The following is a 25930-nucleotide window of genomic DNA, read 5'->3' on the forward strand; positions in this document are numbered from 1 at the left end:
AGAGTCGTGTATCCCCCCTCGTAGACTCGACGCATGCCGAACCCCTACGCCGAACGCCTCGCCCAGATCCCCGTCGCGCGGCGCGAGGCGCGGGTTCTCGGGGGGACCACGGCGTACTGGGTGTACGGCGACGACGACGCCGGAACGACGATCGTGGCGGTGCACGGCTTCCGCGGTGAGCACCACGGGCTCGATCCGGTCGTGGCGCATCTTCCCGGCATCCGGGTCATCTCTCCCGATCTTCCCGGGTTCGGCGAGACCGCGCCGTTCGTCGGTCGCCCCCACGATCTCGACACCTACGCAGCGTGGCTGCGGGCGTTCGTCGAGCAGGTCGCTCCGGATGCCGTCGTGCTCGGCCACTCGTTCGGCTCGATCGTGGCGTCCGCGGCGGTGGCGGGCGGGTTGTCGACGCCGAAGCTCATTCTCGTGAACCCCATCGGGGCCCCAGCCCTCGAGGGGCCGCGAGGCATTCTGACTCGTCTCGCCGTGTTCTACTACCTGGCCGGGGCGAGGCTTCCGCGCGTGCTCGGCGACGCGCTGCTGCGCAACGGCCTCATCGTGCGCGTGATGAGCAACGCCATGGCCAAGACGCGCGACCCCGACCTGCGCCGTTTCGTGCACGAGCAGCACGACGAGTACTTCTCGCGCTTCGCCGACCGCGACGTGCTGCACGAGGCCTTCGTGACGAGCGTCTCGCACGACGTGCGCGAGTTCGCCCCGCGCATCGCGCAGCCGACGCTTCTCATCGCGGCCGAGAAGGACGACATCACTCCGATCGAGGCCGAGCGTCACCTGGCGACGTTGTTCCCCGATGCGCGGCTCGTGGAGATCCCCGAGGTCGGGCACCTGATCCACTACGAGACGCCGGAGGCGGCGGCATCCGCGATCCGGGAGTTCGTGGAGTAGTCGCGCGGAGCGCTCGGCCCCGGAATCGGGCCGAGTGCGAGACCGCGTCCGGTCAGGAGGGCGCGTGCGCCTTGCGCTTGCGATAGGCGTTGACGTTCATACGGTTGCCGCAGTTGCCCGCGTCGCAGTACCGCTTCGATCCGTTCTTGGAGAAGTCGACGTACACGCCGTTGCAGTCGTCGGCGTCGCACACGCGCACGCGGTCGTACTCGTCGGCGCGGATGACGTCGACGAAGGCGAGCGCCGTCTCGACGAGGATGCGCGTGGCCAGCGGATCCGCCGGGTCGCTCGCGTGGATGTGCCAGTCGAGGCCGTCGTGACGCACGAGCTGGGGGAGCGCCCGCCCGTCGGCGAGCATCGCGTTGACGAGGGGGGCTGCCGCGTCGCGATCCGCGCTCCACAGCTCCAGGATGCGGGGCCGGATGCCGCGGACGTCGGCGAGCTCGCGGGCGTCGCGCGTGCGCGAGCCGGTGTAGCCGTGGCGGCCGGTGAAGGCCTCGAGGTCGGAGGCGTCGACGAGGGTGTCGACGCCGCTGACCTCCGTGTGGGGCAGGGTGTTGACGAGCTCGACGGCGGCGCGCAGCACGAGTTCGGTGTCACGGATGAAGACCACGTTGACTCCTGACAGGTAGAGGCCGTACTGTCACGAGTGTAAACCCCCTTCACTCGTGACAGCAGGCCCGCATGACCACGTCCTCCGTGACCCTCCCGCGTCCCACCCACCGCGGCTCCACCGCCGTCACCGGCCTCGCGATCGCCGTGGCCTCGGCCTTGGCGTTCTCCTCCAGCGGGCCGTTCGTCAAACCCCTGCTCGACGGCGGCTGGTCGCTGGGAGCGGTGCTCCTGGTGCGCATGGGGCTCGCGGCGCTGCTGCTCTCGCCCGCGCTCGTGCGCGCGGTGCGCCGGCAGCCCGGGTTCCTGCGCCGGCACGGGCTGCTGATCGTGTCGTTCGGTCTGACCGCCGTCGCCGGATGCCAGCTGTTCTACTTCGCCGCGATGCAGCGGATGCCGGTGGCCGTCGCCCTGCTCATCCAGTACATCGCGCCGGTGCTCATCGTCATCGCCGTGTGGGTGCGCACCCGCCGCTCGCCGTCGAGGGCCGTGCTGATCGGGTCCGTCGTGGCGATGGCCGGTCTCGTGCTCGTCGTCGACATCAGCGGTGCACGGTTCGACCTGCTCGGCACGCTCTTCGCGCTGTGCGCCGCGGTGTGCGCGGCGGCGTACTTCGTCATCGCCGGGCGCGCGGGCGACGACCTCCCGCCCCTGGCTCTCGCCGCCGGCGGCCTGCTCACCGGGGCACTGCTCATGGGGGTGCTGGTGCTCACCGGAGTGCTGCCCTTCGCGGCACCCTCGATCACCGTGTCTCTCGCGGGGCTCGAGCTTCCCGGCATCCTGCCCCTGCTGTGGGTGGGCGGTGTCGCGACCACCGTCGGTTACGCGCTCGGGGTCATCGCGGTGCCGCTCATCGGCGCGCGGCTGGCCTCTTTCGTGGGGCTCAGCGAGGTGCTGTTCGCGCTGGGGTTCGCGTGGCTGCTGCTCGGTGAGACACCGGCGCCGGTCCAGTTCGCGGGCGGAGCGCTGATCCTCGTGGGCGTGGTTCTCGTGCGGATGGATGCCGGGAGCCCGACCGAGCAGAAGACCGAGACGGCGAGCATCCCGGTGATCCCGGCGCCGTAGACGGAGGGTTTCGGCGCCGTGAGATCGGCGACCCCCGGCGCCGACGCTAGATCTCGTCGCGCGCCAGCTGCATCAACGGGCCCACGCGGTAGCCGATGACCTCGCCCATGACGAGAGACGTCTCGGTGCGCTCGACGCCCTCGATCGCGAGGATGCGGGCGTCGGTGTCGAACAGGTGCTGGGTGTCGCGGCACGCGACCCGCACGAGCAGATCGACCTGCCCGCTCAGCCCGTGCGCCTGCAGGACCTCGGGAACCTTGGCGAGCTCGGCGCGGATCACCGGCAGCTCGGCCTGACGGACGGTCACCTGCAGGAACGCCTCGATCGGGAAGCCGAGGGCTCCCGCCGACAGCGTGCGTTCGTACGACAGGAAGACACCCCCGCGTTCCAGGCGGCTCATGCGCGCCTGGACGGTGTTGCGGGAGAGCCCGAGTTTCTCGGCGAGGGCGACGACGGTGGCGCGCGGATCGGCGGACAGGGCGCGGAGGAGGTCGAGGTCGACCGCGTCGAGCTTGCTCATGGTGCGAAACATTAGCAGCGCGAAGGTCGTTCGCGGTGGGCACGATGCTCAATGTGACGGCGAGGTCTTGAGCGGGGTGCGTTCCGCGCGTACGGTCGGCCTCGTCGGCGGTGCTGCCGGCATCCATACGCCCCCGCTCTCACGAGGAGCCCGGGCAGCACGGAGGGATGACGATGACGTACACCCAGACGCGAGGCTCTTCTGCGGGAAGCGCCGACGATCACGACGCCCCCGAGGACGTGCTCCGCCTTCTCGAGCCCGACGGCTCCCGGATCGCCGACGACACCCTCGACCCCTGGGTCGCCGACCTCTCGCCGCACGAGCTGCGCGCCCTGCACCGCGACATGGTCCTCACCCGCAGACTGGATGCCGAGGGCGTCGCCCTGCAGCGTCAGGGCCAGCTGGCGCTGTGGGCACCGTGCCGCGGACAGGAGGCCACCCAGGTGGGCACGGCCCACGCCCTCGCCCCCGGCGACTTCGTCTTCCCCAGCTATCGCGAGCACGGCGTGCTGCTCGGGCGTGGCGCCAAGCCCGCCGACTACGTGCTCGCGTGGCGCGGCGAGGAGCACTCGGCCTACGACCACACGTCGATCAACGCCGCTCCTCCCCAGATCATCATCGGCGCGCAGTCGCTGCACGCCACCGGCTGGGCGATGGGCGCTCAGCGCGACGGCTCCTCCGACGTCGCGGTCGCGTACTACGGCGATGGGGCGACCAGCCAGGGCGACGTCAACGAAGCGATGGTCTTCGCCTCGTCGTTCCGCGCCCCCGTCGTCTTCGTCTGCTCGAACAATCAGTGGGCGATCAGCGAACCCGTCACCGTCCAGGCGAAGTACCCCATCGCGGGTCGGGCGCCGGGGTTCGGCATCCCGAGCCTCCGGATCGACGGCAACGACGCCCTCGCCTGCGTGGCCGCGATGCGGTGGGCCCTCGATCGCGCTCGACGCGGTGAGGGTCCCTCGTTCATCGAGGCCGTGACCTACCGCATGGGACCGCACACCACCAGCGACGACCCCACCCGCTACCGCGATGCCGCCGAGGTCGAGGAGTGGGCGCAGCGCGACCCCATCGCGCGGCTCGAGGCGTACCTGCGCGCCGAGGGGATGCTGGACGATTCCGGCATGGCCGAGGTCGCCCGTGCCGCCGACGCGCTCGCCGCCGAGGTGCGCGCGGCGTGCATCGGGGCGACGACGCGCGCACCCGAGACGATGTTCGACCACGTGTATGCGGAACCCCACGCCGGGCTCGCGCGGCAGAGGGCGGAGTACGTCGAGTACATGGCCGGCTTCGAAGGGGAGGGTTCGCGATGACGATGTCCACCACGACCGGTACGGCGACAGGAAGCACGGAGGCGTCGCGATGACTTCCCTCACCCTCGGTTCCGCCATCAACGCGGGCCTGTCCCGCGCTCTGGACGGCGATGAGAAAGTCCTGCTCATGGGCGAGGACATCGGCAAGCTCGGCGGCGTCTTCCGCGTGACCGACGGCCTGCAGCAGCGTTTCGGCGCGCACCGCGTGGTCGACACCCCGCTCGCCGAAGCCGGGATCGTCGGAACCGCGGTCGGCCTCGCCCTGCGCGGCTACCGCCCCGTCGTCGAGATCCAGTTCGACGGCTTCGTCTACCCGGCGTTCGATCAGATCGTCTGCCAGGTCGCCAAGCTCCACTACCGCAGCAACGGCCGGATCCGGATGCCGCTGGTGATCCGCATCCCGTGGGCCGGGGGAGTGGGAGCCGCCGAGCATCACTCCGAGTCGCCCGAGGCGTACTTCGTGCATACCGCCGGGCTGCGCGTGGTCGCGGCGTCGAACCCGCAGGACGCGTACGTCATGCTGCGGCAGGCGATCGCCTCCGACGACCCGGTCATCTTCTTCGAGCCCAAGCGTCTGTACCACTCCAAGGGCGAGGTCGATCTGGATGTCGACCTCGCCGACGCTCCGCCGATGCACCTCGCCCGCGTCGCCCGCGAGGGCACCGACGCGACGATCGTCACCTACGGCGCCCAGGTGCGCACGGCTCTCGACGCCGCGCTCGCCGCGGAGGACGAGGGGATCTCGCTCGAGGTCATCGACCTGCGCTCGCTCTCGCCGATCGACATGAACACGGTCGCGGCATCCGTCCGCAAAACCGGTCGGGTCGTGGTCACCCATGAGGCGGCCCGCGAGGCGGGGGTGGGGGCCGAGCTCGTCGCGAGCATCACCGAGCAGTGCTTCCACTACCTCGAGGCGCCGCCGCAGCGTGTGACCGGGCACGACATCCCGTATCCGCCCTCGAAGCTCGAGAAGCACCACGTGCCGGATCTGGATCGGATCCTGCACGCGGTGGACCGGGTGCGGGAGCGCGGGGCGCACGGGAGCGCCGTCGAGACGAGCGGAGGGGGAGTTCGATGATCGCGGAGTTCCGCCTCCCCGATCTCGGCGAGGGTCTTCCCGAAGCCGAGATCGTGCAGTGGCACGTGTCGGAGGGCGACACCGTCGCCCTCAACCAGACCATCGCCGAGGTCGAGACGGCCAAGGCCATCGTCGAGATCCCCTCGCCCTACGCGGGCACCGTGCAGGGTCTGCACGCCGCGGCCGGAGACACGGTCGAGGTCGGCTCGCCCCTCGTGTCGTTCGCCGTCGAGGGGGCGGATGCCGGCACCTCGGCGCCCGCGGGGCAGGCGGTCGAGGGGCAGGCGGTCGCGGGGCAGGCGGTCGCGGGCCAGGCTGTCGCGGGGCAGATGCCCGCGGGGCAGGCCGTCGCGGGACAGGTGCCTGCGGGGCAGGCTACCGCGGGGCAGGGTGTCGCGGCACGGACCGAGGGTCAGACGACGGGTTCGTCGCGGTCCGCGGGTGGATCGGCCGACCGTCCTGCGGAGTCGGGCGGCGACACGCCGCTATCGGACCCTGCCGAACGGCGTGTCGCCGCCGACATCCGCACGGCGGCCCCGGGTGCGGGAGAGGGAGAACGGGCGACGCCCAACCTCGTCGGTTACGGCGCCGCGCCGAGCTCGGGCACCCGCCCGCGCCGCCGCGCGCGCGGGGCCGGAACCGTCACGCTCGACACCGACCACGCCGTACGCGAGGCGGCCCCGCACGACATCGTGCGGACGGGTCCGATCGACCTCCCGGTCGAGCGTCCGCGGTCCACGCCTCCGGTGCGCAAGTTCGCGAAGGATCACGGGGTCGACCTGGTGCTCGTCGCGGCTGCGCATCCGGGCGAGATGGTCACACGAGCGCACGTCGAGGAGTACCTCGCCCGTGCCGCGGTGTCGCCGCCGGATGCCGCGGTGCCTCACGCGAGCGTTCCCCCCTTGCCGGGAGACCGGGTCACACGCACGCCGATCCGCGGGGTGCGCAAGCACACGGCGGCGGCGATGGTGCAGAGCGCGTTCACCGCCCCGCACGCGACGACCTTCCTCACGCTGGATGCGACCGCGACGACCGAGCTGCTGGCATCCCTCAGAACCGACCGTGCTCTGGACGGGCACAGAATCGGGCTGCTCGCGATCGTGGCGAAGGCGGTGTGCCTCGCCCTCGGGCGGACTCCCGCACTGAATGCGAAGTGGGACGGGGCGGCCGGAGAGATCGTCGAGCACCACTACGTGAACCTGGGGATCGCCGCCGCGACCGACCGGGGACTGGTGGTTCCGGTGATCGCCGACGCGGACCGTCTCGACCTCGTCGACCTGGCCGACACGATCGCCGAACTCGCCGCCACCGCCCGCGCCGGGCGCACCGCCCCCGCCGCGATGACCGGCGGAACCTTCTCGATCACCAACGTGGGTGTGTTCGGAGTGGATGCCGGAACCCCGATCCTCAACCCGGGCGAGGCCGGAATCCTCGCCGTCGGCGCCCTGCGGCGCACCCCCTGGGAGCACCACGGCGAGATCGCGCTGCGCGATGTGCTCACGCTCAGCCTCTCGTTCGACCACCGGCTGGTCGACGGGGCCGAGGCCGCGCGCTTCCTCACCGACGTCGCCGGAGTGCTTCGCGAGCCTGGGCGGGCGATGCTGCTGCGCTGAGCCGGTGGCGCGGGCCCCGGTTCGTGCCCGCGGGCAGCGGGAGCCGGGGTGACGCCTGGCTGAGTGTTCAGGGCATGCCGCGAGCTCCGCCCGGTGCGCGGCGTTTCGTGAACACTCGCCCGGGGGTGCGGGTGCGTGTTCCTGTTGAGTGTCCAGAACACCCGGGCGCCGTGCCGGGGGCGTCCGGGTGTTGTGGACGCTCGAGCCCGGTCGGCGAGGTGAGACGCCCCGGGCGGGGCAGGCGCATCGAGTGTCCAGGGCATGCCGTAAGCCCCGCCTGGCGCGCGGCGTTTCGTGGACACTCGCCCGGGGGTGTCGGCGTGCGTTTCCGTTGAGTGTCCAGAACACGCGGCTGCGATGTCGGGGGCGTCCGGGTTTCTCGGACACTCGCCCGCGGGTGTGGGTGCGTGTTCCCGTTGAGTGTCCAAAACACCCGGGCGCGATGTCGGGGGCGTCCGGGTTTCTTGGACACTCACGGCGGTGAAGGGGCGGGCGGATGCCGCCGCTCACGCCGTCAGCGCCGCCAGAGCCATGCGGGTCAGGGTGGGGCGGACGCGTGACGCGGGCACGCCCCGCACGCTGTGCGGCGTGGAGTTGATCAAGCCGAAGCACGCGAGGGCGCGCACGCGGCGCTCGGCCGGGGACTCGGCATCCGGATTTCGCGCGGCGAGAGCAGCCGTCCAGACGGCGACGTACGCGTTCTGTAAGTCGCGGACGGCGCGACGGTCGTCGGGGGAAAGGCGGTCGAGGTCGCGATCCTGCACGCGGATCACGTCGGCCTCGGCGAGCGCGAACGTGACGTGGAAGTCGACCAGGGCTTCGAGGACGCCGCCCGGGCCGTCCGTCGTGCGGGGGGCGGCCCCGTGACCGGGGTTCTCGAACGCCGGGGCGGGTGTGTCGGGGCTGCGTCGCGCGAGACGGTCGTCGGGTGTCTGGGGATCGTGTCCGACCGCACGTCCGCCCCGCAGCAACCGCTCGCTGACGTCGACCAGGATCGCGCCGAGCAGCGCCTGCTTGCTGGAGACGTGCCGGTACACGGCGGGGCCGCTCACCCCCGCCGCTTCGCCGATGTCGCCGAGGGTGACGCCGTCGAAGCCGCGTTCGGCGAAGAGGCGGGCCGCGGCGGCGAGCAGGGCCGCGCGGCGGTCGGCCTTGGCGCGGTCGCGCGCCGTGCCCGCGGGGGCGGGGGGAGTCGCCGCGTCGGCTCGTGGCGTACCTGCGATCGCCGGGGGACCCTCGTTCGCTCTTGTCATCGGCATCCGCTCGGGTTAGCCTGGCATTTCAGTTAGCCAACATTAACTGAAACCCCACCCCGCGGGAACGACCCCGACGGGAACGACGGTGCCGTCGACGATGCGGCACCGAGACGGAGCCGCCATGAGCACAGCACCGGTCATCGACACCGCCGCACCCGCGCCGACCCAACGCGGCCTCGTCGAAGAGCTCCGCGCGATCCTGGCCCGCGCAGCCCGCGGCGGCTCGGACACCGCGCGCGAACGGCACACGGGCCGCGGCAAACTCCTCGCGCGCGAGCGCATCGACCGGCTCCTCGACGAGGGCAGCCCCTTTCTCGAGGTCGCCCCGCTCGCGGCCCACGGCCTCTACGACGGCGAGGCGCCCGGAGCCGGCGTTGTCGCGGGGATCGGGCTCGTGCACGGGCGCCACGTCATGGTGCTCGCGAACGACGCGACCGTGAAAGGCGGAGCCTACTTCCCGCTCACGGTGAAGAAGCACCTGCGCGCGCAGGACATCGCCCGCGAGAACCGCCTGCCCTGCGTCTACCTCGTCGACTCGGGCGGGGCCTTCCTGCCGATGCAGGACGAGGTGTTCCCCGACCGCGATCACTTCGGCCGCATCTTCCGCAATCAGGCGCAGCTGTCGGCCCTCGGCATCCCGCAGATCGCCGCCGTCATGGGCTCGTGCACCGCGGGCGGCGCCTACGTCCCCGCGATGAGCGACGAGAGCGTCATCGTGCGCGGCCAGGGCACGGTGTTCCTGGGCGGACCGCCCCTGGTCAAGGCCGCGATCGGTGAAGACGTCACCGCCGAACAGCTCGGCGGCGGTGATCTGCACGCCCGCCGCTCGGGGGTGGTCGACCACCTCGCCGACGACGACGAGCACGCGCTCGAGATCGTGCGGGACATCGTCGCCACTCTGCCGCCGACGGCCGCCCCGGTATGGGACGTGGTCGAACAAGCGCCCCCGGCACGCGCCCCCGAAGAGCTCTACGACATCGTCCCCGCCGACGTCTCGCAGCCCGTCGACATGCGCGCGATCATCGACACCCTCGTCGACGCCGATTCCCTGCACGAGTTCAAGGCGCTCTATGGCGAGAGCGTCATCACGACCTTCGCTCGCCTGCACGGACACCCCGTCGCCGTCATCGCCAACGACGGCGTGCTCTTCAGCGAGTCCGCCCTCAAGGCCGCGCACTTCATCGAGCTCGCCGATCAGCGCGGCATCCCCCTGCTCTTCCTCCAGAACATCACCGGGTTCATGGTGGGGCGCGATGCCGAGGCCGGCGGGATCGCGAAAGACGGCGCCAAGATGGTCACCGCCGTCGCCTCCACCCGCGTCCCCAAGCTCACGGTGCTCGTGGGCGGCTCGTACGGCGCCGGCAACTACGCGATGTGCGGGCGCGCGTACGACCCGAGATTCCTCTGGACCTGGCCGTCGAGCCGCATCTCGGTCATGGGCGGGGCGCAGGCGGCCTCCGTCCTCTCGACCGTCACGCGCGAGCAGCGCGCCGCGCGCGGTCAGGAGTGGACGGATGCCGACGACCAGGCGTTCCAGCAGCCCATCCGCGAACGCTACGAAGAGCAGGGCAGCCCCTACTACGCCACCGCCCGGCTCTGGGACGACGGCGTGATCGACCCCGCCGACACCCGCACGATGCTCGGGCTCGCCCTCGATGTCGTCAGCCGGGTGCCGCTGGCAGACCGAGGCTTCGGGCTCTTCCGGATGTGAGCGAGATGACCGAGATCTCCAGCCCGCCGGCGTCGGTCGTGACGTCGACCCCGCGCTCCGGTGCCGACGCGCCCCGGATGTTCGCGTCCGTTCTCGTCGCCAACCGCGGCGAGATCGCGCGCCGGGTGTTCCGGACGCTGCGGCGTCTCGGCATCCGCTCGGTCGCGGTCTTCACCGATGCGGATGCCGACGCCCCCCACGCCCGTGAGGCCGACCGCGCCGTGCGCGTGCCGTCGTATCTCGACGTCGACGCGGTGGTGGCCGCCGCGGTGGCCTCGGGCGCGGAGGCCGTGCACCCGGGCTACGGCTTTCTCAGCGAGAACGCCGGTTTCGCGCGCGCGTGCGCCGCGGCCGGGATCGTGTTCGTCGGCCCGGGAGTCGAGGCGCTCGAGGTGATGGGCGACAAAATCCGCGCGAAGGAGCACGTCGCGGCGCACGACGTGCCGACCGTGCCGGGCTTCTCCGCAAAAGGGCTGAGCGACGACGAGATCGCCGCCGAGGCCGACCGGGTCGGATACCCGCTGCTCGTGAAGCCCTCCGCCGGCGGGGGCGGCAAGGGCATGACGATCGCGACGGGCCCCGCCGACCTCGCCGACGCCCTCGCGACCGCCCGCCGGGTCGCCGCCGCGGCCTTCGGCGACGACACCCTGCTGCTCGAGCGCCTGCTCGAGCGCCCCCGCCACATCGAGGTGCAGGTGCTCGCCGACGCGCACGGCACCACCCTCTCGCTCGGCGAGCGCGAGTGCACCCTGCAGCGGCGGCACCAGAAGGTGATCGAGGAGGCGCCGTCGCCCGTGGTCGACCCCGTGACACGCGCGCGTCTGGGGGAGGCGGCCGTCGCCGCGGCGCGGAGCGTCGGCTACCTCGGCGCCGGCACCGTCGAATTCCTGGTCGCGGGCGACCGACTCGACGAGCCGTTCTTCATCGAGATGAACACGCGCCTGCAGGTCGAGCACCCCGTGACCGAGATGGTCACCGGCATCGACATCGTCGAGCAGCAACTGCGGGTCGCGGCGGGCTTCGCGCTGGATCTGCCCGAGATCCGCCTCGAGGGACACGCGATCGAGGCGCGCGTGTACGCCGAGACGCCCTCGCGCGGCTACCTGCCCGCGACCGGGACCGTGAGTCTGTGGCATCCGGGATCCGCTCGCGTCGACAGCGCCGTCGAGACGGGAAGCATCGTCAGCTCGCTGTACGACCCGATGATCGCCAAGGTCATCGCGCACGGCCCCGATCGCGAGAGCGCGATCGCCCGCCTCGACGCGGCGCTGGCCGAGACGGTCGTGCTCGGCGTCGACACGAACATCGCCGACCTGCGGGCGCTGTTGGCCGACGCCGCCGTGCGCGCGGGGGATCTCGACACCGGGCTGCTGGACCGGCGGGGGACCCCCGCGGCCCCGGAACCGTCGCCGACCGCGTTGGCCGCGGTGGCCGAGCGGGCGAGGGCGGATGCCGAGACCCCGGGCGACGGCTCGGTGTGGCATCGCGTCGGAGCCTGGCGTGCCGGGGGAGCGACGCCCGTTCGGACGCTGGCGCTCGAGGACGACGGCGGCCGTGTGCACCTGGTCAGCCCGGCCGAGGTCGATGCCCGTGTGACGGGCGGTCCGGTCGAGTACTGGGTGCACGCCGACGGCGTCGCGCACCGCCTGCGTCTCGTCTCGCGCCGGGCCGCCGCCGTGCGTCGCCGAACCGCCGCGGGCCGCGGCCCCGGGGTCGTGGCGCCCGACCTCGTCGCCCCCCTTCCGGGCACCGTGGTCGCGGTGCACGTCGCCGACGCCGACGCCGTCGAGGCCGGTGCCCGGCTCGTCACGATCGAGGCCATGAAGATGGAGCACACGGTCACCGCACCACACGCCGGCATCGTGCGGCTGCGCACGGCGACGGGCGCGCAGGTCGCCCGCGACGCGGTCGTCGCGACGGTGACCCCCGCGGTCTCCGAGCCCGACGGTCACGCCGGAGCCTCGGCATCCGCCGGCGTCGCGCGCAGGACTTCAGCGATTCGCGCAACCTCCGTCGTGGGGGCGGCGGGTGGGGCTGAGGATGTGCGGATCGCGGAGGATGTGCGCGCCGACGTGGTGCCCCCGGATGTCCCCGGGCCCCGCGATCACGCTGGCGTCGCCGAGGACATGCGCGCCGACGTGGTGCGCCCGGGTGTCCCCGACCCTCACGACCGCGCCGGCGTCGCGAGCAGAACCTCAGTGATTCGCGCAACCTCCGTTGCGGGGGCGGCGGGTGGGGCTGAGGATGTGCGGATCGCTGAGGATGTGCGCGCCGACGTGGTGCGCCCGGGTGTCCCCGACCCCCAGGATCGCGCCGGCGTCGCGAGCAGGACTTCAGTGATTCGCGCAACCTCCGTCGTGGGCGCGGCGGGTGGGGCTGAGGATGTGCGAATCGCGGAGGATGTGCGCGCCGACGTGGTGCGCCCGGGCGTCCCCGGGCCCCGCGATCACGCCGGCAGCCCGGCATCCGCCGGCAGCCCGGCATCCGCCCCCGTCCCGGCATCCGCCCCCGTCCCGGCATCCGCCCCGATCCCGGCATCCGCCACCATCCCTTCCCACAAGGAGACCTTCCCGTGAGCATCGACAGCCAGCAGGCTTTCACCGACGACGAGCGCGAACTGAGCGCGATGGTGCGCGAGTTCGCCGACGAGGTCATCGCGCCGCGCTCGTACGAAGCCGACCGTGCGCACGAGCTGCCCCTCGACCTGGTCGAGCAGATGGGCGAGCTCGGGCTGTTCGGGCTGCCCTTCCCCGAGGAGGTCGGCGGACAGGGCGGCGACTACGCGAGCCTCTGCGTCGCGATCGAGGGTATCGCGCGCGTCGATCAGTCGATGGCGATCACCCTCGAGGCGGGCGTGGGGCTGGGCGCCATGCCCATCTACCGCTACGGCACCGAGGATCAGAAGGCCCGGTACCTGCCCGACCTCGTCGCGGGTCGTGCCCTCGCCGGATTCGGACTCACCGAGGCCGAGGCGGGCAGCGACGCCGGGGCCACCCGCACCACCGCGACGCTCGAGGGCGGCGAGTGGGTGATCGACGGGTCGAAGCAGTTCATCACCAACTCCGGCACCGACATCACCCGGTTCGTCACCGTCACCGCCGTCACCGGCCGCACGGGCGAGCGCTCCGAGATCTCGACGATCATCGTGCCCAACGGCACGCCCGGCTTCACCGTCGGCCCCGCGTACGACAAGGTCGGCTGGAACGCCTCCGACACCCACCCGCTGACCTTCGACGGCGTGCGCGTGCCCGAGGCCAACCTGCTCGGCGAGCGCGGGCACGGGTTCAAGAACTTCCTGCGCACGCTCGACGAAGGCCGCGTCGCGATCGCGGCGCTCGCCACGGGGGCCGCGGAGGGGTGCCTCGAGGCCGCCGTCGACTACGCCCGCAGCCGCACCGTCTTCGGCGAGCGGCTGTCGACGCGCCAGAGCATGCAGTTCCTGCTCGCGCGCATGCACGCCCGCGTCCACACCGCGCGCCTGGCGTGGGTGCACGCCGCGCGGCTGTGCGACGCCGGCAAGCCCTTCACGGTCGATGCAGCCGTGGCGAAGATGACCGCGAGCGACGCCGCGATGGCGAACGCGCGGGATGCGACACAGGTGTTCGGCGGCAACGGATTCATCAACGAGTACCCCGTGGCGCGGCACTACCGCGACTCGAAGATCCTCGAGATCGGAGAGGGCACCACCGAGGTGCAGCTCATGGTGATCTCGCGCGCGCTGGGGCTCGCGGGTACCGTTGCCGCATGATCGAGCAGCGCGGCCTGTATTTGGAGGAGTTCATCGTCGGCGAGAGGTACGCGCACCGCCCCGGGCGCACCGTGACGGATGCCGACAACGTCCTGTTCACGACCCTGACGATGAACGCGCAGGCGCTGCATCTCGATTCCGCCTATGCGGCGACCCAGCCTTTCGGTCGTCCCCTGGTCAACTCGATGTGGACGCTGTCGACCCTCGTCGGCCTCTCCGTCGCGCAGCTGACGCAGGGCACGCTCGTGGCGCAGCTGGGGCTGACCGACGTGAGCTTTCCCGCGCCGCTGTTCGTCGGCGACACCCTGGCCGCCGAGACCGAGATCGTGTCGGTGCGGCCCTCCGCCTCCCGCCAGGGGCAGGGCGTGGTCGTCATGGCGCACACCGGGCGCTCGCAGAACGACGAGGTCGTGGCCACCGCCACCCGCACGGTGCTGGTCTGGGCGAGCGAGGGGCGGGCATGAGCGGGATTCACTCCGACGCCCGCGCAGCAGCACGCGCGTTCGTCCTCGGACCCGCGTTGTTGTTCGTTCCGGCCGATCGCCCCGAACGGCTGCCGAAGGCCCTCGAGCGGGCGGATGCCGCGATCCTCGACCTCGAGGATGCCGTGTCCGCAGAGGCGAAGGCATCGGCGCGCGAGGCGATGATCGCCGCCGATCCCGACCCCGAGCGCGTGATCGTGCGGGTGAACGCACCGGAGACACCGGACTTCGCGCTCGACCTCGAGGCGCTGGCGCTCACGCGCGTGCGGCGCGTGATGGTCGCGAAGGCCGAGACGCCGGCATCCCTCGATCCCACGGGCGGGTTCGAGGTGATCGCTCTGTGCGAGACCGCGCGAGGGATCGTCAACGCCGAGCAGCTCGCGGCGCTCCCACAGGTCGTGGCGCTGATGTGGGGTGCGGAAGACCTCGTCGCCAGCCTCGGCGGTACCTCGAGCCGTCGTGACGACGGGGGCTACCGCGACGTCGCACGCGTCGCGCGGGCGCGCGTGCTGCTGGCCGCGGGGGCGTTCGACAAGCGGGCCATCGACGCCGTGCACGTCGACATCGCCGACCTGGAGGGGCTCACCGAGGAGGCTCAGGATGCCGCTGCCTCCGGGTTCGCCGCCACGGCGTGCATCCACCCGGGGCAGGTCGCGACGATCCGCGAGGCATACGCCCCGAGCGCCGATCTCATCTCGTGGGCGCGGGGCGTCCTCGACGCGGCACAGGGGGAGCGGGGCGTGTTCCGTTACGAGGGACGCATGATCGACGAGCCGATCCTGCGGCACGCGCGGTCGGTGGTGGCGCGCGCGGGGGAGTGAGGAGATCCCTCAGGTTCTCACGTGACGCCGGGTCTGTGCGGAGACGGGGATCTCAGCTCGCGACGCCGGCGTACGCCAGCATCTCCCAGCGGTCGCCTTCGAGGCGGAACGTCGTCGCCGAGCAGTTCGGCAGGCGCTCGCCCTCGCGGGGAAACTCCCCGTCGGTGGCGAACATGATGACCTCGCGGATGAGTGCGCCGTGGGCGACGGCGATCACGTCGACGCCCGCGGGAGCGGATGCCACGGCCTCGGCGATCGCGGCGAGGGCGCGCTCGCGCACCACCGGCCAGGTCTCGGCGCCGGGGACGTCGGCCGCGTGCCACGGGCCGTAGGTCCGGTAGAAGGTCGGGGCGTCCATCCCCTCGGCGTCGCCGTACGAGCGCTCCTGCAATCCGGGCAAACGGCGCGACACGGTGGTGCCCAGGGCCGCGGCGATGATGTCGGCGGTCTCGGCAGCACGACCCAGGTCGCTCGACACGACGATGACGTCGCGCCCCGCGTACTCGGCGGCGAGCGTGTCGGCGATGCCCCGCGCCTGCAGACGACCGGTGTCGTTCAGGGGGATGTCGGTCGAGCCCTGGATCCGCCCCTCGTAGTTCCACGCGGTCTCGCCATGTCGCACCAGAGTCAGGATGGTCACCGTTCGAGCCTAACCCGGGGGTGGGGTGCGCATCCCGCCGCCTGTACCCCGCCGCCCGCTCCCTCGCACCGCGTGCGGAGGCTCCGGGCGCCCGAGCGCTCCGTCGGACGGCGGAACCGTCCAGACTCGTGGGGCCCCCGGCGCGGTCGGGGCGCGCGCCGGGGGCCGGTCCGGGGGCGGGGGTTACCGAACGACCGCGGCGGTATCGAGCGCGTCGACCACGACGCGGGTGAAGCCTCGCGGATCGGCGAGATGCGCGAAGTGGTCGGCGCCCTGGATGTCGGTGATGCCCGCGCCGGGGATGATGTTCGCCAGATCGTGAGCGGACTGATACAGAAATGACGTGGTCGCCGTGCCCGCGATGAGGTGGGTGGGGTCGTCGATCTCCGCGTAGGGCGCGAGGTCGCTGCCGAGGGCGTCGATCTCGGCGAGCTCGCGCACCCACGTGGGGGTCAGGGGCACGCTGGCGCCCCACAGCGGTGTCTCGCGGATGAACGGGATCGCCTCGGCGGGCACGCGCACGAAGTTCACCAGCGCGTACTCGAGGGCGGCGTCGAGGTCACCGGCATCCACGAGTTCTCGGTATCCGGCGAGGCGGTCGCCCGCGACGGGCCCCTGCACGGCGAGCGGAGGCTCGTAGGCGAGGAGGGTGCCGCCGCCGAGGCCGTGCTCGCGCGCGTAGGCGAGGGTGGCGAGGGCGCCGAACGAGTGACCCAGGAGGTGGGCTCCGTGGCCGGCGACCTCCCTCATCGCGGCGATGTCGGCGACCTCGTGGGCGAGGGAATAGTCGTCGGCATCCCCGGTGCCGCCGCGGCCGCGTCGGTCGTACACGTAGAGCGTGACGTGCTCGGCGAGCGCTTCGCTGACGGGGATCCACTGCTCCTTCGTCGCGATGCTCCCGTGCGTCACGACGAGCGCGGGTCCCCGGCCACGTCGGAAGTACGAGATGGGAGTGCCATCGGACGAAGTGGTCGAGTGGTGCTCGAGTTCGGACATGCTCTGCCTCCTTGCAGATCGGCGTCGATGCTCTCACCGGGACCGTGGCACCGTGCCGCGGCATCCCGTGGCGACATGGTGTAACAAATTCGCGTCTTGCGCAAGGGAAATGTCTCGCCTCGTCGAAACGTGTGACAAAAGTGCGTTGCGCAACGAAGCAAAGTAATGCAACCTGGAACCACGCCGACGTCGAGGAGGACCGATGAGCGAGACCATCACCCCGGTCGAGAACGCGATGCAGCCCGAGGACACCCCCGAACTGCGCGCTCTGTACCGAGGATTCGACGAGCAGCACCTCATTCCCCTGTGGACGCAGCTCGACGACCTCATGCCGCAGACCCCGCAGCCCAAGGCCCTGCCGTGGGTCTGGCGGTGGAGCGCCCTGCAGCCCCTGGCCGAGCGCGCCGGCGACCTCGTGCCCGTCGGGCGCGGCGGAGAGCGCCGTGCGATCGGTCTGGCCAACCCCGGAATGGGCGGACGCGCCTACATCTCGCCGACGCTGTGGGCGGCGATCCAGCAACTCGGCCCCCGCGAAACGGCGCCCGAGCACCGGCATTCGCAGAACGCCTTCCGCTTCGTGACCTCCGGCGAGGGCGTCTGGACCGTCGTCAACGGCGATCCGGTGCGGATGAGCCGCGGCGACTTCCTGCTCACCCCGGGCTGGCATTTCCACGGGCACCACAACGAGACCGACGAGTCGATGACGTGGATCGACGGCCTCGACATCCCCTTCGCCTACCAGATGGACTCGGGGTTCTTCGAGTTCGGTTCCGAGCGGGTCACCGACGAGGCGACCCCCAACTACTCCCGCTCGGAACGCCTGTGGGCGCATCCGGGCCTCTTGCCGCTGGCCGGCCTGCGTCGCACCGTATCGAGCCCGATCGGCGCCTACCGCTGGGAGCACACCGACGCCGCCCTGACCGACCAGCTGCTGCTCGAGAGCGAGGGGATGCCGGCCACCGTCGGTCCCGGTCACGCCGCCGTGCGCTTCGCGAACCCCACCACCGGGGGAGACGTCATGCCCACCATCCGCGCGCAGTTTCACCGCCTGCGCGAGGGGGCCTCGACGCCGGTGCGACAGGAGGTCGGCTCAAACGTCTACCAGGTGTTCGACGGCGCCGGCCGGGTCCTGCTCGGCGACACCGAGCACACCGTCGAGCACGGCGACATCTTCGTCGTGCCCAGCTGGTGCCGCTTCCGCGTGCAGGCCGAAACGCGCCTGGACCTGTTCCATTTCAGCGACACCCCGATCTTCGAGGGGCTGGGGCTGTACCGCGAGTTCGAAGAGGAGACCGACCGATGACCCCCCGCAGAAATCCCTCCGATTCACACCGGGCGAACGGCCCGCGACGAGGGGAGGCTTCGATGACGCTCCGCACAACTCTCCCGGCCCTCGGTGTGATCGCTCCGTATGCCGGAGTCGTCGAGGGGAACCGCCCATGAAGCTCTGCACCATCCTGTGGAACGGTGACACCGCCGCCGCCCGTGTCGAGGGCGATCGCGCTGTCGTGCTGGAGGGGTTCGCCGACGTCGGAGCCGTGCTGCGCGCCGGGACTCCTTCGGCGGTGGCGTCGCTGGAGGGGGCGGTGATCGCGCTGGATGCCGTGCGCTATGCGCCCGTGATCGTGGCACCGAGCAAGATCGTGTGCGTCGGCCTGAACTACCGCGCCCACATCCTGGAGATGAAGCGCGAGCTGCCCGAGTATCCGGTGCTGTTCGCGAAGTTCGCCGACACCCTCGCCGCGGCCGGTGAAGAGATCGCCTTGCCGCCGGAGAGCCCCGAGGTCGACTGGGAGGGCGAGCTCGCGGTCGTCATCGGCGCCACCGTGCGCCGTGCGTCGGACGAGGAGGCCGAAGACGCGATCGCCGGCTACACCATCGCGAACGACGTCTCGATGCGCGATTGGCAATTCCGCACCCGCGAGTGGCTGCAGGGCAAGACCTGGGAGCGCTCGACGCCGCTCGGGCCGGTGCTCGCCACCCCCGAGGAGATCCCCTCCGACGCCCGGATGACCACGACCGTCGACGGCGTGCAGAAGCAGGTCGGCGACATCCACGACCTCGTCCACGGCCCCGTCGACCTCGTGCGCTACGTCTCGACCATCACGACCCTGCGCCCCGGTGACGTCATCCTCACCGGAACCCCCGGCGGCGTCGGGCACGCCCGCGAACCCCGCGAGTATCTGGCATCCGGAAGCGTGGTCGAGGTCACGATCGACGGGATCGGGACGTTGACCAACCGATTCGTCCCGGAAGAGCCGTGAGCGGCGCCCCGCTGAGCCCCGAGCAGCTCGCCCTGCGCGAGCGCCAGGGGGCGGGCGCGCGCTACGACGCCGACGCCGCCCCGCACGCGCACCTCGATCTCGCGCGCCGGGGCACCGCGTACTTCGCCCGGCGGCTCATGCAGCTCGACGACGCCGACCTCGACGCGCCGAGCCTGCTGCCCGGATGGACGCGTCGTCACCTCGTGGCGCATGTCGGCTACAACGCCCGCGCCGTCGCCCGACTCGTCGAATGGGCGCGGACGGGCGTGGAGAACCGCATGTACGCCTCCGACACGCAGCGGTGGGACGAGATCGTGCTCGGCGCGACCCTGCCGACCCGGGCGCTGCGCCACCTCGTCGACCACGCCGCCGTGCACCTCGACGTCGAGTGGCGTGATCTCACCGATGCGCAGTGGGATGCCGAGGTCGTCACCGCGCAGGGACGCACGGTGCCCGCGCGCGAGACGGCGTGGATGCGGGCCAAGGAAGTGTGGGTGCACGCGGTCGACCTCGACAACGGCGGCTCGTTCCTCGACTTCCCGCCCGAGATGGTCGACGGGATCGTCGCCGACGTCCTGCGTGTCTGGACGCGCCGCAGCGAGCCCGGCGCGGTGGTGCTGCGGGCCACCGACCGAGACGCCGCACCGGGGGAGTACGGCGAGGGCGGCCCCGTGGTCGAGGGCGCCGCGGCCGACCTCGCGCGCTGGCTCGCCGGCCGCGGTGCGCGGCGGCTGCGGGTCGTGGGCGGTGGGGAGCTGCCGGCGATCGCACGCTGGTTCTGAGGGCGCTCCGTCGCGACCGCGCGCGGAGGTGCTCCGCGTCGGGCGACGCGACTGGCATGCGGATGTCACCCGAGCGGAACTGCGGGACGGCACGCGCGGGGCCCACGCCGAACCATGCGCCCGGGCGTCGCCCGTGACGCACTCGATGACGAAGCTGCCGCCGTCGGCCTCGGGTATCCCCGGATCGTGCGGACCTTCGTGTTCTCGAGATCGCCGTTCTCGATCTCGGACACCTCAGGTCGTCCGACGCCGATGCGCTCCGCTCCCAAACCTGGGTGAGTCGACGTCTCGCACGGCCCCCGTGCAGACCCCATGGGGTCTCACGCGTGGAGTAATTCACCCGCCCGGAACCGGCGGCAGCTCGACCACCTCGCCGAGCGGGGTGTAGCGCGGGCCGGCGAGACGGCCGATCGGCCGCAGCAGTTCGGTGTCGATGCTGGCCGCACCGGTGGAGCCGAGCCGCACGACGTCGTCGCGGATCGACCAGGCGACCACCGTACCGACGACGAACTCGCCGCCCGTCGGGCTGAACGCGGTCGTGGAGTGGTATCGGCACTCCATGCGCACGGGGGCGTCGGCCAGGCCCGGGATGCCGATGACGCGCGACTCCGCGAGTGCGAGACCCAGGCGGTCGGCCTCGCCGACCTCCGGCGGCATCCATTCCGAACTCGCGTGCAGCGCTTCGAGCATCGCCTCGTCGGCGATGTTCACCACGAACTCGCCCTGCTCCTCGATGTTGCGCACGGTGTCTTTGCGGCCGTTCGGGCGCTTGTTGACGGTGAAGCCCAGCATCGCGGGATGCTGGCTCACCCAGGTGAACGAACTGAACGGGGCGAGGTTCACGGGCTCCCGCCCGCTCGTCACCCACGCGATCGGGCGGGGCACGACCGATCCGACGAGCAGACGGTACGTGTCGGCGGGGGAGAGCCCCGCGGCGTCGATGAACATCGAACGCTCCTTCCGGTTCAGGATGCGGTGAGCTCGGCGGACCGCTCGGCGACGAGACGTTCGCGCAGGGCCTTCTTGTCGATCTTGCCGACCTTCGTCAACGGCAGCTCGGTCACCGTCACGAGGTGGTCGGGGCGTTTGAACGCCGCGACGCCACAGGCATCGAAGTGCGCTCTCACCGCGCCGAGATCGAGGTCGTGTCCGTCGGACAGCACGGCGAACAGGCACACCGTCTCACCCAGGGTGTCGTGCGGCATGGCCACCGCCGCGGCGAGGCGCACCCCCGCCAGGGCGTAGGCGAGATTCTCGACCTCTTCGGCCGAGATGTTCTCGCCGCCGCGGTTGATCATGTCTTTACTGCGTCCCTCGACGACGAGGTTCCCGTCCGGACGCCGGCGCACGATGTCGCCGGTGATGTAGAAGCCGTCGGGGGTGAAGGAGCGCGCGTTCGTCTCCGGAGCGTCGTAGTACCCGCGCGGCGTGTAGGGGCCTCGGGTGAGCAGCACGCCGGGTGCGCCCGGGGCGACGTCGAGCCCGCTCGTCTCGTCGACCACGCGGAGCTCGTCGAGGGGCGACACGGGACGCCCCTGCGTACCGACGACGACCTCGACCGGATCGTCGAGCCGCGTGACGTTGATGAGCCCCTCGGCCATGCCGAACACCTGCTGCAGCGTGCCCGGCAGCCCCTTCACGACGCGCTCGGCCAGTTCGTCGGCGAGGCGCGCTCCGCCCACCTGCAGCACGCGGAGGCTCCCGAGCGCGTCGAACCCCACGGCGCCGGCGTGATCGAGCCACGAGGCGACCACCGCGGGCACCGCGGCGGTGTGGGTGACCCCGTGCCGCTCGATGGCCGCGAACGCGCGCTCGGGCCGCGGAGAAACCAACGGCACGACAGCGCCGCCGGCGAGCAGGGTGCCCAGGATGCCGGGGCACGCGAGCGGGAAGTTGTGTCCCATGGGCAGCGTCGCGAGGTATACCGTGTCGCGATCGACCGCCGAGGGCGGCGAGGTCAGGACGATGTTGCAGAGGTAGTCGTCGTGCGTGCGGGCGATGAGCTTGGGAAGGCCCGTCGTGCCGCCCGAGAGCAGGAACACGGCGACGTCGGCGGCATCCGGCCTCGGAAGCGCCCGACCGCGGATCGAGTCGTCGGACGGTGCGCACAGGGCCCTGAGGCTGACGGCGTCGGGAGCGTCGTCATCGTCGCTCAGCACGATCAGGTGCCGCACGGTCGGGCTCGACGCCCGTAGAGCGCGGGCGAGCGCCAGGTGATCGAAGTCGCGCAGGGCGTCGGGAGTGACGAGCGCGACGGCCTCGGATGCCGAGACCAGGTGCCGCAACTCGTGCTCGCGGTGGGCGGGCAGCGCCATGACCGGCACGATCCCGGCCCGCAGGCACGCGACCGTCAGAACGACGAACGTCCAGTGGTTCGGCAGCTGCACGACGACGCGATCGTCGGGGGCGAGGCCCAGCTCGATCAGGCGCGCCGCGCACGCCTCGACCCTGTCGTGCAGCTCGGTGTAGGTCAGGGAGACCTCGTCGTCGACGAGAGCGACGCGGTCGGCGTGCACGTGCGCGGCTTCGGCGAACGCGTCACCGAGCGTGCGGCCCTGCCACAGCCCCTCGGCGCGGTACCGCGCGGCGATGTCGGCGGGCCAGGGCGTCGTCCCCTCGCGCGTCTTCATCGCAGCACCGCATCCGCGCGGCCCGAGAGCACAAGGGTCATGGCGCGATCCTCGTCGCATTCGGGCTCGTCGATGATCGCCGCCACGCCGTGTCGCAGGCGGGCGGCCTCGGCGGTGAGCTGGCGATCGAGCGCGCTGCCGCCCGTGACGAGCACCGCCGACGCGTCGGCGTGACCGGCGAGGGCCTCGCGCACGGCGTCGTCGGGACGGATCCCGTCGCCCGCAGCGACCGTGACGACCGGGGGCAGCTGGTCGCGGTCGAGCACACGTCTGTCGAGGAGCCCCGTCACCGCCGACTCGAGGGGCGGGGCGCCGTGCCTGTTCTGCCACTGTCGCAGGGCACGGTCCACGGCATCCGGGTCGCGGCGCGCGATCTTGGCCGCGGGAAGGGCGCGCGAGAAGAAGTGGAAACCGAACTGCCAGGGCTCGAACGCGTGGAAGTACGTCCCGAAGTTCTCCCACCAGGACAGGCTCGGCCGCGCCGCGCCCTGAATGCGGGCGACCTGCGGCTGTCGCACGCCCTCGTACGCGAGGAACGCGGCCTCGACGTCGTCGGGGTGCGCCGCGAGAGCGTCGGCGAGGGCGATGGCGTCTTCGAGCGACATCTTCGTGCCGCTGCCCACCGAGAAGTGCGCGGTGTGCACGGCGTCACCGAGCAGCGCGACGTTGCCGCGGTGCCAGCTGCGCGCGCGGATGGTGCGGAAGTTGCCCCACCGGGAGTTGTTGCCGATCAGGCGCGCGCCGCCGATGAGGGGGGCGAAGATCTGCTCGAGCCGGTGCTGGCTGTGCTCGTCGCTCGGGCCCGGGGGAGTGGTGGGGGCGAAGGCGTCGAGACCGGCGGCGCGCCAGGTGTCTTCGTCGGTCTCGACGATGAAGGTCGACAGGCCGCCGCCGATCGGATAGGCGTGCGCCGCGAAGACGCCGGCGACGTCGTCGGGAAGACCCTCGGCGTGGGTGTGCAGGAACGTGAGGCCCTCGAAGGGGGCGTCGGTGGCGAACCAGATGAACTTCGCCGCGGCCGTCTCGTACGTCACCCCCAGGGTGTCGTCGCCGATCGCGGCGCGCGTCTGCGAGTTCGCTCCGTCGACGGCCACGATCACGTCGTAGTCGCCGAGTTCGTCGATGCATCGCGGGGCGGAGAAGTGCAGATGCGCCCCGGCGGCGACGGCCCGCTGCTGGAGGGCGGCGAGCAGATCCTTGCGCAGCACGGCGCCCATGCCGTTGCCGGCGAAGGTCATGGTCTCGCCCTTCGCGGTGACGCGGATGGCGTCCCACCGCACCCCCGACGCGTCGAGGGTCTCGCGCAGCGCCGAGTCGGCGGCATCCACCCCGCTCTGCGTCGCGTTCGAGAAGACGACGCCGAAGCCGAAGGCCTCGTCGGCGCGATTGCGCTCGAACAGGTCGACGTGAGCCCCGGGGATGTTCCGCGCGGCCAGGGCGGCGAAGAGCAGCCCGCCCGGGCCGCCTCCGATGATTGCGATACGCATGTCAGCCTCCTCGCTGAGAATGTCGAACCGTCACGACGCAACGAGTATGCAACATAAACGCGTTCTGCGCCATAGCTTCGTTACATGATGGTCGGGTAACGTTCTCGCATGCGCCCCCGCTCTCTCGTCTTCACGCTCTTCGGGGACTACTTCCGCTACTGCGGCGACGGGGAGGCTCCGCTGCGCGGACTCAGCGACGTGCTCCAGCTCTTCGAGGTCGAACCGGCCACCACCCGCGTGGTGATGTCGCGCCTGCGGGCCGAGGGATGGTTCGAGACCCGCCGTGACGGTCGTTTGACCACCTACGTGCTCTCGCCCAAGGCCTGGCAGCTGCTCGACGAGGGACGCGAACGCATCTTCCGTCACGTGTCGGGCGAGTGGGGCGGCCAGTGGACGCTCATCGCGACGCGCGCGGGCGACCGCTCGGCCCGCGACGAGGTGCGCAAACAGCTCACCTGGCTGGGCTTCGGGCAGCTGCAGCCCGCGATCTGGGTCGCACCCGGCGACCGCATGGCCGCAGCGCGCGACCTGATGGAGACCAACGGCGTGAGCTCCGACGTGTTCCTCAGCCGCAGCGGCGACCTCGACCACGACCGATCGATCGCCGCGCGCGGGTGGGACCTCGACGCGCTCGACGCGCTGTACGGCACGTTCGTGGCGCGGCACGACAGCCCGGCCGACGGCGGGACCGACGACGATGCCCTGGTGGCCCGCGTGCGCCTCACCGACGACTACCGCCGCTTCCCCTTCACCGATCCCGACTTGCCGGCCGACCTGCTGCCCGCGGGGTGGAACGCCCCCCGCGCCCACGAGGTCTTCGTGCGACGCCACGACGAGCTGCGCCCCGGGGCGACCTCCGCGATCGAGCGTCTCACCGGCATGACCGTGCGCGGGGCGCACCGGGCGTTCCTCGACGGCGGAGTGGTGGGCTTCACGCGGGAGCGGTGACGGCGGTGGGCGCGGCACCGGATGGCGCGGGCCGCCCCTCCCCGCGGGCGCATGCGGCCGCGGAGTCGTCGCGCGATCACAGCGTCGCCGTTCGCCTGGCAGTTCGCCGCGCGAGAGGAGCCGGGTCTCAGAGCAGGGCCGGCAGTCGGTCGGCGAGAGCGCGCAGCACGTGCGTCGTGCCGCCGTCGATCTTGACCGCCGCGCGCTGGTCGGCGCGGGTCTCGCCGCGGTTGACGATGACCACCGGGAGGCGCCTGCGCCGCGCCCGCTCGACCAGTCGGATGCCGGAGTTGACCACGAGCGACGAACCGGCGATGACCAGAGCCTCGCTCGCGTGGACGAGCTGCTCGGCCTCGCGGAACTTCTCGACCGGGATGTATTCGCCGAAGAACACGACGTCGGGCTTGAGCGTGCCCTCGCACACCGAGCACACCGGGACGACGAACCCGTCGGCCGAAGCCGGGGTCACGTCGCCGTCGGGGCCGAGCTCGACGTTCTCGGGCAGCGTGATCCAGGGGTTGTCGGCTTCGACGCGCTCGGCCAGATCGCGGCGGTCGAACACCTGCCCGCACTGGAGGCAGCCGACCCGGCGCATCGTGCCGTGCAGCTCGACCACCCGGCCGCTGCCCGCGCGCACGTGCAGACCGTCGACGTTCTGGGTGACGACGCCGTTGGCGACTCCCGCGGACTCGAGATCGGCGAGGGCGCGATGGCCGTCGTTCGGCTGCGCGGCCGCGAACACCTTCCAGCCCAGGTGGCTGCCCACCCAGTAGCGGCGACGGGCGTCGGCGCTCGAGAGGAACTGCTGCGCCGTCATGGGCGTGCGCGTGGGTGCACCCTTGCCCCGGTAGTCGGGGATCCCCGAGTCGGTCGACACGCCCGCGCCCGTCAACACGGCGATCTTGCGGCCCGCGAGCACGTCGACGGCGCGATCGATGGATGCCGAGAACTCGGTCTCCTCCGTCGTGTCGGTCATGCACACCTCCGTGTCGTCGAGTCTACGGCGGGGCACCGCGTCCGGTCCGCGCGTACCGGACGCGGTGCAGCGGGCACACCCCCGG

Annotated in this window: 23 protein-coding genes; 14 read left to right on the top strand and 9 right to left on the bottom strand. The window is 71.9% G+C overall.

The genetic code is table 11. The features are described 5' to 3' along the window. Window positions 1–33: 33 nt before the first annotated feature. Window positions 34–906: an alpha/beta fold hydrolase gene (locus QE416_RS12120; protein WP_307316532.1), complete on the top strand. Its 873-nt coding sequence runs from the start codon at window positions 34–36 to the stop codon at window positions 904–906. 52 nt (window positions 907–958) lie between these two features. Here QE416_RS12120 and QE416_RS12125 read toward each other — a convergent pair whose 3' ends face one another. Next, window positions 959–1519 (bottom strand): CGNR zinc finger domain-containing protein, encoded by a 561-nt coding sequence (locus QE416_RS12125; protein WP_210076578.1) that lies wholly within the window; start codon window positions 1517–1519, stop codon window positions 959–961. A 71-nt stretch (window positions 1520–1590) separates the two neighbouring features. Here QE416_RS12125 and QE416_RS12130 point away from each other — a divergent pair, with 71 nt between their 5' ends. Next, window positions 1591–2583: a DMT family transporter gene (locus QE416_RS12130; RefSeq protein WP_210076577.1), complete on the top strand. Its 993-nt coding sequence runs from the start codon at window positions 1591–1593 to the stop codon at window positions 2581–2583. Between the two features lie 46 nt (window positions 2584–2629). Here the strand turns inward: QE416_RS12130 and QE416_RS12135 are convergent, their stop codons facing one another. Beyond that, window positions 2630–3103, bottom strand: a complete 474-nt coding sequence (locus tag QE416_RS12135) for an Lrp/AsnC family transcriptional regulator (protein WP_307316539.1) — start codon at window positions 3101–3103, stop codon at window positions 2630–2632. 173 nt (window positions 3104–3276) lie between these two features. Here QE416_RS12135 and pdhA point away from each other — a divergent pair, with 173 nt between their 5' ends. The 3 genes from pdhA to QE416_RS12150 are packed head-to-tail and all read left to right on the top strand — an operon-like array spanning window position 3277 to window position 7104. After that, window positions 3277–4413 (top strand): pyruvate dehydrogenase (acetyl-transferring) E1 component subunit alpha, encoded by a 1137-nt coding sequence (pdhA, locus tag QE416_RS12140; RefSeq protein ID WP_267787436.1) that lies wholly within the window; start codon window positions 3277–3279, stop codon window positions 4411–4413. Between the two features lie 49 nt (window positions 4414–4462). Next, on the top strand, window positions 4463–5491 hold the full coding sequence (locus QE416_RS12145; protein WP_307316541.1) for an alpha-ketoacid dehydrogenase subunit beta: 1029 nt from the start codon (window positions 4463–4465) through the stop codon (window positions 5489–5491). Continuing rightward, entirely contained in the window at window positions 5488–7104 is a 1617-nt protein-coding gene (locus QE416_RS12150; RefSeq protein WP_307316543.1) for a 2-oxo acid dehydrogenase subunit E2, read from the top strand. The genes QE416_RS12145 and QE416_RS12150 overlap by 4 nt, the downstream gene beginning before the upstream one ends. A 506-nt stretch (window positions 7105–7610) precedes the next feature. On the opposite strand, the gene QE416_RS12155 is transcribed toward QE416_RS12150, so the two are convergent. Next, window positions 7611–8357, bottom strand: coding sequence for a TetR/AcrR family transcriptional regulator (locus QE416_RS12155; RefSeq protein WP_307317940.1), 747 nt, complete (start codon window positions 8355–8357; stop codon window positions 7611–7613). Between the two features lie 124 nt (window positions 8358–8481). Between QE416_RS12155 and QE416_RS12160 the strand changes: the two genes are divergently transcribed. From QE416_RS12160 to QE416_RS12180, 5 genes are read left to right on the top strand one after another with little or no spacing between them, the layout of a single operon-like run. Beyond that, entirely contained in the window at window positions 8482–10071 is a 1590-nt protein-coding gene (locus tag QE416_RS12160) for an acyl-CoA carboxylase subunit beta (protein ID WP_307316545.1), read from the top strand. Between the two features lie 5 nt (window positions 10072–10076). Beyond that, window positions 10077–12647: a biotin carboxylase N-terminal domain-containing protein gene (locus tag QE416_RS12165; protein WP_307316548.1), complete on the top strand. Its 2571-nt coding sequence runs from the start codon at window positions 10077–10079 to the stop codon at window positions 12645–12647. Then, entirely contained in the window at window positions 12644–13819 is a 1176-nt protein-coding gene (locus QE416_RS12170; RefSeq protein ID WP_307316550.1) for an acyl-CoA dehydrogenase family protein, read from the top strand. The genes QE416_RS12165 and QE416_RS12170 overlap by 4 nt, the downstream gene beginning before the upstream one ends. Next, window positions 13816–14283, top strand: coding sequence for a MaoC family dehydratase (locus tag QE416_RS12175; RefSeq protein ID WP_307316551.1), 468 nt, complete (start codon window positions 13816–13818; stop codon window positions 14281–14283). The genes QE416_RS12170 and QE416_RS12175 overlap by 4 nt, the downstream gene beginning before the upstream one ends. Beyond that, the gene (locus QE416_RS12180; protein WP_307316552.1) at window positions 14280–15122 is read left to right on the top strand and encodes a CoA ester lyase; all 843 of its coding nucleotides are present in this window, start codon (window positions 14280–14282) and stop codon (window positions 15120–15122) included. The genes QE416_RS12175 and QE416_RS12180 overlap by 4 nt, the downstream gene beginning before the upstream one ends. Before the next feature lie 52 nt (window positions 15123–15174). Here QE416_RS12180 and QE416_RS12185 read toward each other — a convergent pair whose 3' ends face one another. After that, window positions 15175–15762: a histidine phosphatase family protein gene (locus tag QE416_RS12185; protein ID WP_267787428.1), complete on the bottom strand. Its 588-nt coding sequence runs from the start codon at window positions 15760–15762 to the stop codon at window positions 15175–15177. Between the two features lie 183 nt (window positions 15763–15945). After that, entirely contained in the window at window positions 15946–16758 is an 813-nt protein-coding gene (locus QE416_RS12190) for an alpha/beta fold hydrolase (RefSeq protein WP_267787427.1), read from the bottom strand. 202 nt (window positions 16759–16960) lie between these two features. Between QE416_RS12190 and QE416_RS12195 the strand changes: the two genes are divergently transcribed. From QE416_RS12195 to QE416_RS12205, 3 genes are all read left to right on the top strand, one after another. Then, entirely contained in the window at window positions 16961–18061 is a 1101-nt protein-coding gene (locus tag QE416_RS12195) for a cupin domain-containing protein (RefSeq protein ID WP_267787426.1), read from the top strand. Window positions 18062–18197: 136 nt separating this feature from the next. After that, window positions 18198–19022, top strand: a complete 825-nt coding sequence (locus tag QE416_RS12200) for a fumarylacetoacetate hydrolase family protein (RefSeq protein ID WP_267787425.1) — start codon at window positions 18198–18200, stop codon at window positions 19020–19022. Continuing rightward, window positions 19019–19804, top strand: coding sequence for a maleylpyruvate isomerase family mycothiol-dependent enzyme (locus QE416_RS12205; protein WP_307316559.1), 786 nt, complete (start codon window positions 19019–19021; stop codon window positions 19802–19804). Before QE416_RS12200 ends, QE416_RS12205 begins: the two co-directional genes overlap by 4 nt. A 336-nt stretch (window positions 19805–20140) precedes the next feature. On the opposite strand, the gene QE416_RS12210 is transcribed toward QE416_RS12205, so the two are convergent. From QE416_RS12210 to QE416_RS12220, 3 genes are read right to left on the bottom strand one after another with little or no spacing between them, the layout of a single operon-like run. Continuing rightward, window positions 20141–20752 (bottom strand): flavin reductase family protein, encoded by a 612-nt coding sequence (locus tag QE416_RS12210; RefSeq protein WP_307316563.1) that lies wholly within the window; start codon window positions 20750–20752, stop codon window positions 20141–20143. 17 nt (window positions 20753–20769) lie between these two features. Then, entirely contained in the window at window positions 20770–22434 is a 1665-nt protein-coding gene (locus QE416_RS12215; RefSeq protein ID WP_307316565.1) for a (2,3-dihydroxybenzoyl)adenylate synthase, read from the bottom strand. Next, entirely contained in the window at window positions 22431–23921 is a 1491-nt protein-coding gene (locus tag QE416_RS12220; protein WP_307316567.1) for an FAD-dependent monooxygenase, read from the bottom strand. Before QE416_RS12220 ends, QE416_RS12215 begins: the two co-directional genes overlap by 4 nt. A 108-nt stretch (window positions 23922–24029) precedes the next feature. Here QE416_RS12220 and QE416_RS12225 point away from each other — a divergent pair, with 108 nt between their 5' ends. Continuing rightward, a complete protein-coding gene (locus QE416_RS12225) occupies window positions 24030–24869 on the top strand; it encodes a PaaX family transcriptional regulator C-terminal domain-containing protein (RefSeq protein ID WP_267787421.1) in 840 nt (279 codons plus the stop codon). A gap of 127 nt (window positions 24870–24996) precedes the next feature. On the opposite strand, the gene QE416_RS12230 is transcribed toward QE416_RS12225, so the two are convergent. Continuing rightward, window positions 24997–25845, bottom strand: a complete 849-nt coding sequence (locus QE416_RS12230) for a Sir2 family NAD-dependent protein deacetylase (protein WP_307316571.1) — start codon at window positions 25843–25845, stop codon at window positions 24997–24999. Window positions 25846–25930: the final 85 nt, after the last annotated feature.

This window comes from Microbacterium sp. SORGH_AS_0421, assembly GCF_030818635.1.
Taxonomy (GTDB): domain Bacteria; phylum Actinomycetota; class Actinomycetes; order Actinomycetales; family Microbacteriaceae; genus Microbacterium.